This is a genomic window from Agriterribacter sp. (genome assembly GCF_035497235.1).
GTDB lineage: Bacteria > Bacteroidota > Bacteroidia > Chitinophagales > Chitinophagaceae > Agriterribacter.
In genome coordinates this window covers 161,329-177,434 of sequence record NZ_DATJEB010000052.1, presented here as the reverse complement: position 1 = coordinate 177,434, position 16,106 = coordinate 161,329, and the positions used below count along the sequence as shown (strand labels likewise).

At 43.3% G+C, this 16,106-nt stretch carries 9 protein-coding genes; all 9 read left to right on the top strand.

Going from position 1 to position 16,106, the window contains the following annotated elements:
* Nucleotides 1-31: 31 nt before the first annotated feature.
* A complete protein-coding gene (locus tag VL121_RS18920; protein ID WP_325408174.1) occupies nt 32-2,152 on the top strand; it encodes a hypothetical protein in 2,121 nt (706 codons plus the stop codon).
* Nucleotides 2,153-2,180: 28 nt separating this feature from the next.
* Nucleotides 2,181-5,216: a glycoside hydrolase family 2 protein gene (locus VL121_RS18915; RefSeq protein WP_325408173.1), complete on the top strand. Its 3,036-nt coding sequence runs from the start codon at nt 2,181-2,183 to the stop codon at nt 5,214-5,216.
* A 27-nt stretch (nt 5,217-5,243) separates the two neighbouring features.
* A complete protein-coding gene (locus VL121_RS18910) occupies nt 5,244-6,659 on the top strand; it encodes an FAD-binding oxidoreductase (RefSeq protein ID WP_325408172.1) in 1,416 nt (471 codons plus the stop codon).
* A gap of 106 nt (nt 6,660-6,765) precedes the next feature.
* The gene (locus tag VL121_RS18905) at nt 6,766-8,712 is read left to right on the top strand and encodes a beta-L-arabinofuranosidase domain-containing protein (RefSeq protein WP_325408171.1); all 1,947 of its coding nucleotides are present in this window, start codon (nt 6,766-6,768) and stop codon (nt 8,710-8,712) included.
* A gap of 82 nt (nt 8,713-8,794) precedes the next feature.
* Complete coding sequence (locus VL121_RS18900) at nt 8,795-10,888, top strand: hypothetical protein (protein ID WP_325408170.1); 2,094 nt, start codon at nt 8,795-8,797, stop codon at nt 10,886-10,888.
* Between the two features lie 35 nt (nt 10,889-10,923).
* A complete protein-coding gene (locus VL121_RS18895) occupies nt 10,924-13,128 on the top strand; it encodes a glycoside hydrolase family 36 protein (protein WP_325408169.1) in 2,205 nt (734 codons plus the stop codon).
* Nucleotides 13,129-13,180: 52 nt separating this feature from the next.
* Nucleotides 13,181-14,113: an aldose epimerase family protein gene (locus tag VL121_RS18890; protein WP_325408168.1), complete on the top strand. Its 933-nt coding sequence runs from the start codon at nt 13,181-13,183 to the stop codon at nt 14,111-14,113.
* A 12-nt stretch (nt 14,114-14,125) separates the two neighbouring features.
* Entirely contained in the window at nt 14,126-14,947 is an 822-nt protein-coding gene (locus tag VL121_RS18885; protein ID WP_325408167.1) for an SDR family NAD(P)-dependent oxidoreductase, read from the top strand.
* Between the two features lie 23 nt (nt 14,948-14,970).
* The gene (locus VL121_RS18880) at nt 14,971-16,101 is read left to right on the top strand and encodes a hypothetical protein (protein WP_325408166.1); all 1,131 of its coding nucleotides are present in this window, start codon (nt 14,971-14,973) and stop codon (nt 16,099-16,101) included.
* The last annotated feature ends 5 nt before the right edge of the window (nt 16,102-16,106 follow it).

Here is a 16,106-nt window from a genome sequence, read left to right as displayed (position 1 = left end):
CCAATATTATAAGGCTGAATAAATGAGCTATATGAAAATCAATCTTGGAAAGAATATTTTAAAATTAACATACCGTCATTTCTGTTTTATCCTGGCGGCGTTATTGATGTTGTTGTGCTCAACCAGTCTTAACGCCCAAACAAAAAAATCTCCGGAAGAAATAGAAAAAGCTTTTGTTTCATTCCGCATAGGCATAGGACAGTCTCTTTCTGAAACGAGATTTAAGGAGCTTGTTGATTATTTCGATAAATACAGGGGCGTTACCGGCGAAATAACTTTTTTTACCTCCGCAACGCATCCACCTATCCCCCTGGATGTGCTGAAACATCGCGTGGCGATCTTTAAAGAAAGGATGGCCCTTGCCAGGAAAAGAGGATACCGAACCGGTATAAATGTGCTGAATACAGTTGGCCACCTCAATGAAAACCTGGAGTACGCTTTGCATGGAAATTATACGCATATGACTGACATTGAAGGGCTCACTTATGAAGGATCCTACTGTCCCAATGATCAAAAGTTCAGGAAAGAATATATCGTAGAAGTGTATAAAGCTACGGCGTTAGCGCAACCCGATTATATATGGATTGATGATGATGTGCGGATGCGATCCTATGGTTATATATCACATGCTTGTTTTTGCGACAACTGTTTAAACATTTTTGAAAAGGAATATGGAACGAAATATACCCGTGAAAATTTGAAGAAAGCTTTAGATGAAGGACCTATTGATAAAAAGATAAATGTTCGGAAGAATTGGTTGCAGCACAACAGAAATACACTCGCCAGTTTATTCACCCTGATAGAAAAAACGGTGCGTGAAATTAATCCCAAAATAGCACTTGGGTTTATGTCAAGCGACCTTTTTTATGCGGGATATGATTTTGAGAACTGGTCAAAAATTCTTTCGGGTAAAGATAAAATTCCGGTTATGTGGAGACCGGGAGGAGGAGCTTATGATGACTTAACGCCGGGCAACTTCATTGCCAAAGCGCATTCTCTTGGCAGGCAGGCCGCTTCATTGCCAAAAGAAGTAATTTCCATTCAATCTGAGATTGAGAACTTCCCCTACCCAAGATTCAAGAAATCTGCAACAATGGTAGCATATGAAGCGGCTACCTATATTGCTGCCGGTTGCACGGGTGCAGCATATAACGTGCTTACTTTTTATGATGAGCCATTAGACGAATATGAGCCGCTGGCAGAAACCTTACAACATGCCCGTCCTTTCCTGGATCTGATGGCAACGCATCTTGGAAGAACACCTGTGGTGGGTGCATTGTCCTATTGGAATAAGAACAGTGAGGTTGCAGCCAACCCTGTTGAGGGTAGCTGGTTTAAGGGTAGAACGCCTCTGAATTCTTACGAAATATATGAAAACGGAATCCCCGTTAGCTATAAAGAAGAGAATGCATCCGTAACTGTTATGACTAAGGACATGATCTATTCCCTTTCGAAGGAAGAAATTAAAAAACTGCTGTCAGGGGGCGTTTACCTGGATGCAGAAGCATTACAACAACTCAATGATCTGGGATATGGCGATCTTACCGGGTTTGAAGTGATTAGTTCAGAAAATAAGGATCGAATAGAAAAACTGACTACCCATCCGCTTAACGGTGCGTATGCCGGCAGGCTGAGAGATAACCGGCAGTCCTTTTGGATGGTTCCCGCCTATACTTTCAGGAAAAAAAATGAAAAAGCACAGATACTGTCTGAACTGATTGACTATACTGAAAAGACTGTGGGCGAATGTGCCATGGGTATTTTTGAAAACAGCCTGGGTGGGCGTATCTGCGTGTCGGGTTATTATCCCTGGACAACGATGGGAAATCTTGCTAAAAATACACAGATAAAATCTGTTTTTCGGTGGTTGTCCAAAGCGCAGCTTCCCGGATATATCGAATCCTTTCATAAAATGAATCTCTGGATCCGTAAGCCGGAAGATAATAAAATAGCGCTGGCTTTCAGCAATTCCTCTTTTGACGCCGCTAAAAATGTAAGTCTTATGCTACGCACAAAAAACACAACGATCAGGGTATACGACATGAATTGTAAGGAAACTGTTATAACCTCTTCAGGCGCCGATGGACCCTATCAGAAATTCATCATCCCTTACGTTGACGCCTGGCAGGTAAGGTTAGTAGTAAATGAATAGATCAGACATCAACATAAAAAATAAGTAAATGACCAAATACCTGTTTGCCATAACGCTTCTCTTCATTAGTTGTTCGTCTTTTTCAAATGAATTGGCGCCAGTCGACTCAAGCGGCATCTGTACGCAATCCATTTCCCTTAACGGAAATGAATGGAGGCTGGCCACCGACAGTGCCAATACAGGCATTAAGAATGGCTGGTTTATTACGCCGCCTGTTTCTGCCTCACGACCAACCGCTGTACCCTGGGTGATACAGGATGTTTTTCACAATTATCATGGCGTAGCCTGGTACTGGCGTGAATTTGCCGCCCCGGAAAGAAACCCCGGAGAGGGCAAATACCTGATCAAATTTCATGCGGTGGATTATATGGCGGAAGTTTGGTTAAATGGTAAAAAAGTCGGAGCTCATGAAGGAGGAGAATTCGCTTTTGAAGTGGATATCACCGATGCGATAAAATACAACGAAAAGAATTTACTGGTGGTCAGGGTATTGAATCCGACCTATGAAGCTATTGATAACATAGCCCTGAAAGAAACGCCTTCAAGTTTAAAACACCATCCTTATACCAGCAATGCGGTTTACAACTCCGGGGGAATTATAGGCGATGTGGAACTGCTTACGGTGTCGGCTATACGCGTTATGGAAATGTTTGTTCTTCCCGACTGGAAAACGGGTAAAGTAAAAATCAGGACAACGGTATTAAATACGCTGTCGAAAACTGTTGCGTCATCTTCCATGTCTTTTAAAATTGCAGAAGCCCGGTCAGGTGTTTCGCTGGTATTGAAAAGTATTTCGCAAAGACTGGAGCCGGGAACTAATGAAATAGAAGTGGAGATCCAGGTGGCAGCGCATAAATTGTGGAGTCCTGATGAGCCTTTCCTTTATCGTGTTTCAGCTTCGGCGCAATCGTTGGCCTGCGTGGAAGAAAAATCTGTCCGTTTCGGCTTTCGCGATTTCCGGTTTGAAAATGGTTATTACCGGCTGAACGGCAAAAGAATATTTTTGATCGGCTGTAATTTCAGCACGCATTATCCTGTAGGCTATACTATTCCGTTATATGAAGACATGCTGCGCAGGGATGTGGTAAATATGAAGGCGCTGGGACAAAATTTTGTGCGAATACCATTCGGCTGTCCTAACCCGCGCATATTTGATATTTATGATGAACTGGGCATTCTTGTTCACCAGGAGCATTACGGATCCTGGCAGATGAATGAGTTCGGAGGGTATTCCTATAAAAGACCAGACAGTATTAAAGATTCGATGCTCATGCGGTTCGAGAATTCTATCAGCGGGGTGATCAGGCGCGACAGGAATCATCCCAGTATAGTAATGTGGGGCGCGTTGAATGAGAATCATGATGGTATTATTTTCCGCAAAGCTGTGGAAATTCTGCCGAAGCTAAGGGCGCTTGATCCTACGCGTTTGATTGTATTGAATAGTGGAAGGTTCGATGGTATTAAAGAGATCGGAAGCATGAGCAGCCCTGGTTCAGCTACCTGGGATGTGGGAGAAGATAAATTAAAAGACTGGCATCCTTATGTGATGATTCCCTACACCGCTAAAGCGCTCAATGAACTGTCGGGTAAAATTCCACAACTTCCCGGGCAGAAGATATATGTCAGCGAGAGCGGATTGTGTTTTCCTATTGACCTGCCCTCAGAGCTTGGCGATTATCAGCAATGGGGTAAGCAGGAATCGGACGATGCCTTATATTTTAAAAGACAGTATGATAAATTCATGGTAGACTGGAAAAAATTCGGGTTAGGGGATTGCTGGGCCAGACCGGAAGACTATATCAGGGCTGCCTATACTACAGCCAACGGGTTGCGGGAAACCGGTGAGGCGGCCATCCGCGCTAATCCGGCCGTTGTTGCATATACACCTACTAATGGCGTTGCAGATTATAGTATGGGCGAAAGTGTAGCTACCAATTTCCGCAGGTTGAAACCGGAATTGATTCCTTCCGTTTTGCTGGCTAATAGTCCTGTTCGCTGGTGTTTGTCAACAGAACCACAAAGCATTTATAACGGCAATAAAATCCAGGTAAGCGCATCCTTCTCTAACCTCGATGTTCTTCCTGCAGGAAAATATCCGGCAACCGTTCAGGTGATTGGTCCAGATATGAAACCTGTATTTGAAAAGAAGACCTTTGTTGTTATTGCAGAAGGGCAGCAGGAGCCATTTGCACAGCTTATATTAACAGAAGAAATACTGATAAAGGGCAAGCCCGGCAAGTATCAGTTCCTTGCTACCTTAAACGAAGGAGGAACGGCATTGGGAGGGAAAACGGAGTTTTATGTTACAGCTAATGACGCATTGCCCACACTTCCAAAAGAGATAGTGCTTTGCGGGCAGGATTCTATTGTTTCTGCGTGGCTGAAAAAGCATAAGGTAAAAGCCATTCCGTTTAATAACGGCGTATCTGATAAAAGACAGGTGATTGTAGTTGCAGGAAAAGAGGCGCAGGACAGCGTTACCATGCTGCGTATAGCGCAACATATGGCGCGGGGTAGCGTAGTGATCTTCCTTTCTCCTTCAACATTAAAAAGGGGTAACAGCACCACAGGATGGCTTCCGCTCGTAAATAAAGGAGTTATAGAACCAATGGATCATGTTGCAGGTTATTACAGAGCCGACCGTTGGGTTAAGAATCATCCCATTTTTGAGGGAATGCCGTCTGGCGGAATGATGGATTATAAATATTTCAGGAATATCATAGCGTTGAATGCGCTGTCGCAGGAATATAATGGAAGGGCTAAACCGGCTCATACATTCCAAGAGCTGAGCGCTCCCCTGACCTATCCTGACGAAACAGTTTGCGGGGCTACAAGAATCAGTCATAATTATTGCTCGGGTGTGCAGGTGGGCGTATGGAATTTTGGTGAGGGACGATTTATCGTAAATACGCTGAATATTACTAACAATCTCGGCACCGATCCTGCAGCCGACCGTCTATTCAGTAATATGCTCAGGTTCGCTTCCAAAGGTATTTTTAAACCGCTGGCAGGAATACCGCTGAATTTTAATCAACAGCTTGCAGACATCGGATACAAGAAATAATCACCAAGCTTAAAATCTCTAAATATAATGAGCGCTGTTTCAAATGGAGCATTAACGCCTGAGCATATCGTGTTTTTTGAAAATCTTTTGGGAAAGCAATTTGTCTTTACTGATGAGGAATCATTGAACCTTTATGCACACGATGAAACAGAAGATATCCATTTTCTTCCGGATGTAGTACTTAAGCCCAAAACCACCAATGAGATTAGCGCAATTATGAAATTGTGTAACCGCGACCTGATACCGGTAACCCCCCGCGGCGGGGGAACAGGTTTGAATGGTGGTGCTTTAGCCCATTTGGGTGCTGTTGTTTTGTCTACTGAGAGAATGAATGCCATTCTTACTATTGATGAATGGAATCTGCAGGTAATAACTGAACCGGGAGTAATAACAGAAGTTTTGCAGGATGCTGTAAAAGAAAAAGGCCTTTTTTATCCTCCTGATCCCCAAAGCAAAGGTTCCTGTTTTATCGGCGGTAATATCGCAGAAAATAGCGGTGGACCTAAAGCCGTAAAATATGGCGTAGTGGATGATTATGTGCTTAATTTGGAGATCGTGCTGCCAAATGGCGACATCATCTGGACAGGAGCCAATGTGTTAAAAAACGCTACAGGATATAACCTGACTCAACTCATCGTTGGCAGCGAAGGAACACTTGCCATCGTTACTAAAATAGTACTAAAGTTAATTCCGCTCCCTAAATATGATTTATTGATATTGGCGCCATTTAATTCCGCTGAGGAAGCATGTGCCTCAATAAGTGCCATTTTTATGGCGGGTTATGTTCCCAGCGCTGTTGAATTTATGGAAAGAGATGCGATGGACTGGACATTGAAACACTTTGGCAATTCATCTGTTAATATCAATGCTAATACACAGGCGTATTTGCTGATTGAAGTAGACGGGAATAATATGGACGTTCTCATGAAGGATATAGAAGAGATTAGCGCTATCATTGCTGCCTACAATTGTGGAGATATTTTATTTGCGGAGGATATTAAACAAAAAGAAATGCTCTGGAGGCTTAGAATGAGCATTGGGGAAGCGATAAAATCCCGATCAATTTACAGGGATGAAGACACCGTAGTGCCCCGTGCCGAGTTACCCTTGTTATTGAGAGGCGTAAAACAAATTGGTGAAAAATTTGGATTTAAAACCGTTTGCTTTGGGCATGCAGGCGATGGAAATATGCATATTAGCATTATCAAAGATGAACTGACTCAAGAACAATGGAATGGACAGGTAAAAGAAGGTATCCGGGAAATATTTCGATTGGTAAAGAGTCTGAATGGAACAATCAGTGGGGAACATGGAATTGGATTGGTACAAAAAGAATACCTGGATATTGTTTTTGATCAGACGCAAATGAACCTGATGAAGGGGATTAAAAAAATTTTTGACCCCAACAATATTTTAAATGCCGGAAAAATATTCGACTTGTAGTTTGTTTGCAGCGTAATATGGGAAGAAGTGGTTGCTATGACTTCCTTTAATGTAATATTAGGAAACGGTTCCAATCGCAGTTTTTTTAATTAAAAATTGAGAAAGAATGAAAGAAAATTCAAGGAATAATTTTACGGGGGATGAGAACCTGGAAGGCAGTAGCCCGAACAATACCCTTCGTGCTCAACGTCGTAATTTCATCAAGAATATGGGCGCTTTCAGTGGTTTGACCCTGTTGGGTGAATCAGTACTGGCTTCGGAGAAAAAGGCAACAGGAAGTCATATTTCCGGGATGCCTGCTTATAAATTTGGGAACGGCGAAATTGATACCGAGGCGCTCATCTCACTCGAATTAACGGCAGTTAAAGTAGGAGGGGAAATTGGACGCCGCATTAATGTAACGATCAACAACAACCTGTTAGTGCTGGATATCAATCAGTTTATCCAGCCCTTCCGGGAGAGAAAGATGCTCGGTGGCTACGGTGACTATGTTGGACTGGGTAAAAATATTAATGCAGTGGTGCGATTGGCAGCATACGATAAGAGCAGTAAGGTATTGACCCTGAAAAAATATTTGATTGAAGAAATTATTAAGACTCAGCAGGCGGATGGATACATCGGTACAATGGTGAAGGAATCCCGCATGTGGAAATTGTGGGATATTCACGAGATGGGTTATATCATTATGGGTCTCACGAGCGACTACCATTTCTTCGGAGAAAAACGTTCGTTGAATGCAGCTAAAAAATTGGCTGATTACATCCTTGAACGTTGGTCGGGGAAGCCGGCAGATTGGAAGAGTTGGGGACACCTCGGCCTGGAAAGCAATATGCTGAGTCTTTATCACGAAACAAAAGATAAGCAATACCTGGACTTCTGTGTAAAACAGTTGGGGCTGGCGCAATGGAAGATAGATCTTGATCTCAATACCATAGGTAAAACTCATATGTATACGGATATTGACCTGTGTCTGGCCCAGCTTGATCTGTTTCATATCCGGCCCGATGTGCGGCTGTTGCAATCCAGCCGGCATGCGATTGAATTTCTGACCGACCATAATGGCATGGTAATCACTGGCGCGGCGGGGCTGTGGGAGAGTTGGAATGATGACCAGGGCGGCCGGGTGTACCTCGGAGAGACCTGCGCAACGGCCTACCAGATCCGCTTGCTGGATAGATTCTTACGTATGGAAGGCGATTCCCGTTATGGCGATGTCATTGAACGCATTATTTATAATGCTTTATTCGGTGCCCAGTCGCCCGATGGAAGAAAGCTTCGTTATTTCATGCCGCTGGAAGGCGACCGTGTTTATGAACATCGTGATACTTATTGCTGCCCCAATAATTTCCGTAGGATTATGTCCGAGTTACCAACGATTATTTTCTATCGGTCGGCGAAGGGCGTGGCGGTCAATCTCTATACAACTGCTGAAACAACTATCTCGCTGGGCGAAGGCGTGTCACTGAAGATACAGCAACAAACGGATTATCCCGGTTCCGGCAATGTTGTCATTAAGATAGATCCTTCCAAATCGGTCAGGTTCTCGCTGGAACTGCGCATACCGGCCTGGTGCAATAAGGCTTCGGTGAGTGTCAATGGTAAGCCCTGGGAGGACGCCATCGTGCCGGGTAAGTTCCTTTTGCTGGAGCGGCAGTGGAGCGCAGGCGATCAGGTGTCGCTCGATATGCCGATGCCATTCAGGCTTGTGTTGGGACGCAGGCGGCAAGCAGGACGTGTTGCGGTAATGAGGGGACCGCAGGTCTTTTGTCTGAATCCAACCCAAAACAAAAATTTGGAAAAGAAGGACGCTGCGGACCTGACTAATTTCATCATTGATCCCGGTTCGCTCAAACTGTTACCGAACGATACGACAGTTGATTCGGGCAGAGTAACTTGTGCTGTGAAGATGGGCGACAGGATATTAACCATTGGAACTCCCATGGAACTAAAGCTTACCACATTCCCTGATCCTGAGGGTAAAGTAGTTTACTTCCGTGTGCCGGATTTGGGTGTGGCGGTGCCGGACGAATTACTTCGGGGTGATTCCCGTTGAAAGTTGTAATGTAAGAAAATTAATTTCTGTCAGGAATAGTATTAAATCTGACAGGTGACACTAAATGTTTAATAGGATTATCATGAGTAAATTAATGTTTTTTGTATCAATTTTCGTTCTGTTTAGTTGCAATCAGGGTCCCGATAAATCACGGGATGCGGCAAAGCCGGTCCATTCACCCTCCTCTGTAAAAGTTGAAAAATCATTTATTTCCTTCCGGATCGGACCAGACCAGTCGCTCCCGGAAAAACGTTTTAACGAACTTATTGACTTGTTTGATAAATACAAGGGCGTTACAGACGATATTACCTTTTTTTCCAGTGTTACACATGCTCCTCTTCCCCTTGATGTTTTTGAATCACGCATAAAAACGATTAAGGATAGAATGGCGCTGGCCCGTAAAAGAGGATACAGGACAGGCGTTAATATTTTAACTACTATCGGGCATCACAATGAAGATCTTCCCCATTCGCTTAAAGGAGATTATACAAACATGACTGGTATTAACGGGAATATAAGTCAGGGGGCTTTTTGCCCGAATGATGCTAAAATGCAGGAATACATTTCAGCAATCTATAAGATAACCGCGGACTCTGATCCCGATTATATTTGGATTGATGATGATGTTAGGATGGGACACATGGAGATCGGTTATGGTTGTTTTTGTGATAACTGTTTAAAAATCTTTAAAGATGAAAGTGGGATACAATATACCAGGGAAAGTATTTTAAAAGCATTCAATGAGGGCCTGGTAAAAGATAAATTAAAGGTAAGGAATGAATGGTTGCAGCATAATCGCAATACTATTTCCCGGCTTTTTAAATTAATTGAAAAAACAGTACATGAAGTAAATCCCAATATATCCTTAGGTTTTATGACGGGTGACCGTTTTTTCGAAGGCTATGATTTTTCCAATTGGGCTAAAATTCTATCTGGTCCAAATAATACAGCAGTTATGTGGCGGCCGGGTGGGGGATTTTACCAGGATAATGTCACTGGTGAACTTTCAGGTAAGTCTCATGATATTGGAAGACAGGTTTCCCAATTGCCGGATGAAGTCGAAAATATTCAATCTGAAATTGAAAATTTCACGTACCAGCGATTAAAGAAGGCTGCTAACATTGTTGTACTTGAAGCCGCTTCTCATATTGCGGCAGGCAGCAGGGGAGCTGCGTTTAATGTACTTTCTTTTTATGATGAGCCCCTTACGGAATATGAGCCGTTATTGAAAAAGCTGCAGGATGCCAGACCGTTTTTTGACTTAATGGTAAATAAGTTTGGCAGGGCAAAGGTACAAGGCGTTTCAGCACTGTGGAATAAGGATAGTTACAGTTCTGAAAATATGGATGGTGGAAATTGGCTATCCGGAGGGAATCCGGCTATTGAACCAGAAATGTACGACATCGGAATTCCCGCCTCATATGCTGAAGATAGTGCCCGGGTAATCCTACTGAATGGCAGCAATGTACTTACCTATTCAAAAAAGCAGTTAGAAGAAATATTATCCGGATCGGTTTATATGAGTGCTGAAGTATTGCAGCTATTAAATAATATGGGGCTATCTCATTTAACCGGCTTTACCGTTAAAAATAGCAAAGCAGTTGATTGTATTGAACAATTCAGTGATCATTTTTTGAATGGCTCATTTGCAGGTAGCAAACGGGATAACCGGCAATCATTTTATAAAAGCCTGGCGTATTCATTGGAAAAAACCGATGCTAAAGCGGAGGTTCTTTCTTATTTAACAAACTACTCGGACGAAGATTTAGGGATTACAATGGGTGTATTTGAAAATGAAAAAGGAGGCCGTATTTGTGTGTCGGGCTATTATCCCTGGAGTTTTATGAGTAACCTTTCAAAGTCAAATCAAATTAAATCGGTTATGAGATGGCTGAGTAAAGATACGCTTCCCAGTTATATAAAATCTTTTCATAAAACCAACCTTTGGCATAGAGACCTGGAGGGCGGAAACCTTGCTTTGGCTATTACAAATGCTTCATTTGATGAAGCAGGAGATATTGAAGTGATGATACGAACAAATAAAAAATTAATCAGGGTTTTTGATATGAAATGCAAAGAAACGGTTATCCCGTCATCGGGAACAGACGGACCTTATCAGAAATTTATTATCCCATATGTAGATGCCTGGCAAATTAGATTGGTAATGTGCGAATAATAGAAAAACTATTTAATGACTAATAATATTATAAAATGATGAAAACAATAAACGGGTGCATTCCAAATTGTCGCCGGCTGGTGGAAACACCAGCCGGGGCAGCCCGCCGTGGGCGGTGTCTTCACCGCCCACATGAAGCAAAGCAATGCGACAATTTGGAATGCACTGCAATAAACAGAAAAGCCAATCATGGTATTGTACGCAGTATCATCATAACCATTTTTGGGGCAATATTGATGTGTGTAAGCCCGGCAAATAGTCAGCCTTTACTCAGCCCATCTTCAAAGGGCATTGATGTGCACAAATGGATAGAAAAAAACTTTGCAAAAGGGAAAGTTCCTCCCTTTTCCTTTATTTATAGAGGGAAATCCTCTGATACTTTTATTAAAAGCTGGCGTTTTAGCACTGAAAAAATGAAGTCTTTCGATACCAATGTGGAAAAAACGGTATATACCTACTCAGACGTAAAGAGCAGTCTTATTGTAAAATGTGAGGTTACTTCTTTTAATGATTTTCCCGCTGTTGAGTGGTTGATTCGTATTTCAAATGGTTCTTCAGTTAATAATACCCCTGTTATCAGCAGCCTGGCAGCAGCAGATCATACCTTTTTCTCAGTCAATGAAGGCGGTTCAACACTGTACCACGCGCTCGGTAGCGATGCTAAACGTGAAGATTTTATGCCATTGAAGAGTAGTTTGGCAGTTGGCTCAGGGGTGTATATGACACCAAAAGGCGGGCGATCATCAGATGCAACAGCTTTCCCGTTTTTCAACATTGAAACGCCGGATAAAACGGGTATCATGGTGGCAATCGGATGGACCGGAAAATGGTATGCCAATGTGCAGCAAAAAAGTAAACATGCCGTTGTATTGAAAGCCGGTATGGAAAATTTTTCACTTTATCTCCTCCCAAAGGAAGAAATACGAAGCCCGAAAGTTTGCCTGCTATTTTGGAAAGGAGAAGACCGTATGGTTGGTCATAATCAATTCAGAAAATTAATTTTAGCACACTATACCCGCAAAATCAACGGCGATATTCCGCAACTCCCATTAGCTGCCTTTTTGGATAGGGAAGGCCCTGTACCCTGCAATGAACATGTTTGTGCAACAGAAAACCACTCGATTTCAGAAATTAAACGCCACCGGCAATTTAATATTCTTCCCGAAGTATTTTGGCTGGATGCAGGTTGGTATCCATGCGAAGGTTACTGGCCCAACGTTGGTAACTGGACGCCAAATAAAGACAATTTTCCTAATGGTTTGAAACCCATTTCAGATGCAGCACACCAGGTTGGTTCAAAATTTCTTTTATGGTTTGAGCCAGAAAGGGTATCAAAAAATAAATCTTTTATATCAGTAGATAAGGAACATCCGGATTGGGTAACAGCAATACCTAATAATAATAACCTGCTGCTTAACCTTGGCAACAAGGATGCCCGTTTATGGATAACCAATCATATTTCCAATATGATTCAAAAAGAGGGGATATCATATTATCGCCAGGACTTTAATTTCGATCCGCTTCCTTTTTGGAAACAAATGGATGGAGAAAACCGGGCAGGGATGGCCGAAATCAGGCATATTGAAGGACTCTATGCTTTTTGGGATAGCCTGCTGGCCAGGTTTCCGGATCTTATAATTGACAATTGTGCATCGGGGGGAAGACGCCTTGACCTGGAAACAACATCACGCAGTTCCCCATTCTGGAGAACAGATTATACATATGGAGAACCTATTGGCTCGCAATGCCATACCTATGGTTTGAACTTTTATCTGCCCTTAACAGGCACAGGAAGCTTTGAAATGTCTTCTTATCATTTCCGTTCTGCCATGAGTAGTAATATGGTTACCGACTGGGATATCGAGAACAAAAAATATAAGTTGTCGGATATGCAGAAGTTGATACAGGAATTTAAGGAGCTGAGACCCTATTATTACCATTCGGATTATTATCCTTTAACTGACACCGTTAATATGCTGAACGATGATGTTTGGTTAGCTTACCAGATGAACAGGTTTGAAAAAGGGGATGGGTTAGTAATGGCTTTCAGGCGTCCCCAATCTCTCAATAATAATATTGTTGTAAAACTAAAAGGGCTCGATGCAAAAGCCAGTTATGAAGTAAAGAATCAGGATACAGGCGAAAAAACTACCCGGAGCGGTATTGATTTGGCTAAGGGCATTACACTCACTTTGAATGAAGGCCCGGCTTCCCTGTGTCTTATTTACAGGAAACTATGATCAGGTTAATGAATGCAATTTTTACAGGAAAGATCATAATGAAAAGAAGACTATGAATATTCGATTTTCCAAATACAAAAACAAGAAAAGCATTGTTGTTGAAAACAACAGGATAAGGGCCGAATTCATCTCTGATCCCGGAGGGAAGATGGTTTCATTAGTTGGTAAGGATACCGGTTATGAATTTCTGGTGCAGCGTCCCGGTGAAGTATATCGTGAACAGCCCTTTGATGGTTGTTATACCGATGGAGAATGCAGCGGGTTTGATGATATGTTTCCCACTATTGATGCCTGTGCCTATGATACTGAACCCTGGAAAGGTGTTAAAATGGCCGACCATGGCGAAGTATGGTCGCTGCCCTGGGAGCATCGCATAAAAGATAATACCCTTGAACTAAGCGTAAAAGGAATTCGTTTTCAATACGAATTGAAGAAGCAGGTATTCTTTGTTGATGAAAATATATTGCGCATAGCATATACCCTTGTAAATAACAGTGCACATGATTTTGAATTTCTTTGGGCAGGACACTTTATGTTCAACATGGAAGAAGGTATGCGCGTAGCCGTTCCGGATGACTGTAAGGAGGCAATTTCCATTTTAACAAATACAGACAGGGCCTTTGGTGAGATCATGCACTGGCCTCACTTTAAGGACATTTCTGGTGAAGTATACCGGGCTGATATCAGCAGGCCGGCAACCAGTGGGGGATTTGAAAAGTATTATTTTAAAAATAAGCTGAAGGATGGGTGGTGCGAGTTACATTATCCCGATAGCAAGAAAAAACTTGCCGTGTCTTTTTCTGCAGATACCGTTCCGTACCTGGGAATTTTAATGAATGAAAAAGGTTGGGATAATCTGTATAATATTTTTATTGAACCTTGCACGGTTTGTTACGACCGGCCAGACCTGGCCAAACGCCATGGACAAGTAAGTAAAGTTGCCGCTGGGGGAGAATATCAGTGGTATGTTGATTTAACACTTTAAAATACAAAGCGTATGTCTGGAAAAATGATTGGAAAAAAAGTATTAGTAACCGGTTCAGGTACCGGGCTGGGCAGGGAAACGGCATTGGAGTTTGCCCGGCAGGGAGCTGTGGTAGCCTTGCATTATGCACATAGCAGGGAGGGTGCAGCATCTGCTGTGAACGAAATCCGGGCGGCAGGAGGAAAAGCTGTGGCTATTCAGGCCGATCTGCAGAACGCCGAGGAAGCCATTCGTCTTGCGCATGAAGCCATTGATTTTCTGGGCGGAATAGATGTATTGGTTAATAACGCAGGCATTTCCATGACGCTGGAATTTGAAATGGTTACCCCGGAGCAGTACGATACGGTGTATAACGTTAATGTAAGAGCGCAGTTTTTTATTATGCAAACTGTTTTGCCGGTTATGCAGGCAGCCGGCGGCGGCGCTATCATAAATCTTTCCTCGGTGCATGGCATCAGGGCTTGTAAGGGGCATTCCGTATATGCAGGAACAAAAGGGGCCATCATTGCCCACACCCGTGAGCTGGCAGTAGAACTGGCGCCGAAAGGCATTCGTGTTAATGCTGTTGCTCCCGGGGCGGTGCCCGTAGAAAACCAGTTTAAAGCGGCTGGAACCGATGATTTCAGTGAGTTAGGAAAAATGATACCCTGCGGTTTCCCGGGAACGCCCCTGGACATTGCAAAGACGATAATATTTCTCGCGTCTGATGATGCCCGTTATATCGCCGGTCAGACGATCGTGGTAGATGGGGGCACCACTTCCTGGATGTCTTTTAGCGAAGGGTTTAATGATATCGGGCTGAGATTGGGAAAAGGTTATGTGGCAGGTTTGTAACTGGATTGGTAAAGCGATAAATTATGCTGGTCATACTTTTGTTAAGTTTTTTATGCAGTGTCCCTGGTGCCGGTCTTCCGGCTCGTGTAAATATTCATGAGCCTGTTCCTGCCATCGCTTATGTTAGTAAAAGCGGCAATGACCAAACGGCCAGGCCTGGCAACAGCGGCAAACCATTCTTTACGGTTACCGCGGCCTTAGCGGCTATTCCCGCCGGAGGCGGAACCATTGTGATCGGCCCCGGCGAATTCGACTCTCCCAAACATGGTAGTATGAAATCACATATTGTTTTAATGGGATCAGGCAAACCGGAACCAGACTGGAATACGGAATACGACAAGGAAACGGGAAAGCTCAGGTTTACTGTTCCGCAAAAATTAATTGGCGGAACGGTACTAAAAGGAACGCTTGATTGTTCGCTGCTGGATCATATCGTTATCAAAGACCTTGGGGTGGATGTAGGGGCATTGTGGTGTAAAGAGCGCAATAATGGCGATGTTGCGGAAGGATTGTTTTTTGCACAGAAATATAATCTCAAAGGAGGGCTTTCTGCACCAGATAAAATACATGAATTGCAGGTATTATCTCCACCGAGGAAAGGCATTGTAGTAGAAAATGTATCGGCCTTGTGCAGAGATGCTAAAGCGCTGGTTCACGCCATGCTGTTTGAGAACCTGTATTGTCCGCAGATATCCAATATCTCCACTTACTTCGGCGTACATGGGGTAGTATTGAAAACCCAGGGTGGGCAGTTAAACAATATGCTGGCGCATGGGCATTTCAGTAACGGGCTTATCGTGAAATCGAATGATTATGCCTTTGGCGGCGCCACCAGCATAAGCAATGTATACGTCACCTCCATCGAACCTGGAGATGGCGGCGGCATCAGGCTGGTAGGCGAAAGGGAAACTTTAAAGAACATCACCATCACGAATTTTGTGGTAGAGCGGGCGCGTTTTGGCATTACCAATAATGGCGATGCAGATGGAGCGATATTGTCAAACGGTCATCTGCTGGATTGTGCCGATTACAGTATCGCTGTCAACGCCCATCTTACCCATTCGATATTTTCTAATATCATCGCACGGAGGCAGGGCGTTAGCACTATCATTTCTTTCGTGGAGCAGGATAATAAAACATGGACCATCAAATAAAATAT

What these genes read in the sequence shown, in the direction of transcription:
- VL121_RS18920 (WP_325408174.1), top strand. Translation starts at nt 32, where the DNA reads ATGAAAATCAATCTTGGAAAGAATATTTTAAAATTAACATACCGTCAT.
- VL121_RS18915 (WP_325408173.1), top strand. Translation starts at nt 2,181, where the DNA reads ATGACCAAATACCTGTTTGCCATAACGCTTCTCTTCATTAGTTGTTCG.
- VL121_RS18910 (WP_325408172.1), top strand. Translation starts at nt 5,244, where the DNA reads ATGAGCGCTGTTTCAAATGGAGCATTAACGCCTGAGCATATCGTGTTT.
- VL121_RS18905 (WP_325408171.1), top strand. Translation starts at nt 6,766, where the DNA reads ATGAAAGAAAATTCAAGGAATAATTTTACGGGGGATGAGAACCTGGAA.
- VL121_RS18900 (WP_325408170.1), top strand. Translation starts at nt 8,795, where the DNA reads ATGAGTAAATTAATGTTTTTTGTATCAATTTTCGTTCTGTTTAGTTGC.
- VL121_RS18895 (WP_325408169.1), top strand. Translation starts at nt 10,924, where the DNA reads ATGATGAAAACAATAAACGGGTGCATTCCAAATTGTCGCCGGCTGGTG.
- VL121_RS18890 (WP_325408168.1), top strand. Translation starts at nt 13,181, where the DNA reads ATGAATATTCGATTTTCCAAATACAAAAACAAGAAAAGCATTGTTGTT.
- VL121_RS18885 (WP_325408167.1), top strand. Translation starts at nt 14,126, where the DNA reads ATGTCTGGAAAAATGATTGGAAAAAAAGTATTAGTAACCGGTTCAGGT.
- VL121_RS18880 (WP_325408166.1), top strand. Translation starts at nt 14,971, where the DNA reads ATGCTGGTCATACTTTTGTTAAGTTTTTTATGCAGTGTCCCTGGTGCC.